At 32.3% G+C, this 897-nt stretch carries 1 protein-coding gene; it reads right to left on the bottom strand.

The window, feature by feature from the left end; translation table 11 throughout:
• Nucleotides 1-850, bottom strand: an 850-nt coding sequence (locus tag BACCOPRO_RS09850; RefSeq protein ID WP_040311355.1) for an acyltransferase family protein, incomplete at its 3' end; no start/stop codon positions are given.
• Nucleotides 851-897: the final 47 nt, after the last annotated feature.

Here is an 897-nt window from a genome sequence, read left to right as displayed (position 1 = left end):
ATAGCAAATAACAGACAATTGAATTTTTACCTAATACATCAAATGCGATTCCCCAATCCTTTTTACCCCATACATCACAAATTAAATGTACAACAATCCATGCTAATAGAGATATTCCAGAAGTCAGCAATCCAAAAGAAGAACTCCAATAAGTTTTGTAGATAGGCAAAATAGTCCAGTGTAAAATGTAAGCTAATGCAATCATACTAATAGCTATTGTACTCATTTTGATTAATCTCTCCTTGAGTTCATTTTCTGTTAAAATTCTAGCAGATACGTAACCAATTATTGCATTTACAACCGAAGGAATAGATGACAATAATCCTTCCGGATCATGAGTTGGCGTGTACATATGTTTTGTACCGATTATGGCTAAATCAACTGCATCGACAATTTCATATCCTTTCATTGTCAGTAGATAATAAAAGCCTAAAATTAATCCCGATATACTTAAAAGAGTGGGAATTGAACGAACTTTTATAACCAATAAAGAACAAATCAAGTAAACGATGGCTATTCGTTGTAAAACTCCTAATATGCGGACATCTAACAAATTTTGATCAAAAGGAATCCAGTTGAAAATGATTCCCATTAGAAATATTAAAACTGTTCGTCTGAATATATGTTTATAAAGATCTGTTGGAGGTGCCTCTACATATTTTCGCATGGATAAATACATAGATGCTCCCATGATAAAAATAAATGATGGGTAAACTAGATCGGCAATTCTCCATCCATAACCAGGGATATGGATTAAGAAATCAAAACTACCTCCAGCCTGGGTATTTACCAGGATCATGAAAAAGATCGTTATACCTCGAAATATGTCAATTGATAAAAGTCGTTTCATGTTTTTTTGATTTAAAGTGTTAATTATGAAGTTTCTTTGATAAACAG

Origin of the sequence: Phocaeicola coprophilus DSM 18228 = JCM 13818, from assembly GCF_000157915.1 — a bacterium.
Classification (GTDB): Bacteria; Bacteroidota; Bacteroidia; order Bacteroidales; family Bacteroidaceae; genus Phocaeicola; species Phocaeicola coprophilus.
The sequence above is the reverse complement of the archived record's forward strand: the minus strand, read 5'-3'. Positions and strand labels throughout refer to the sequence as shown.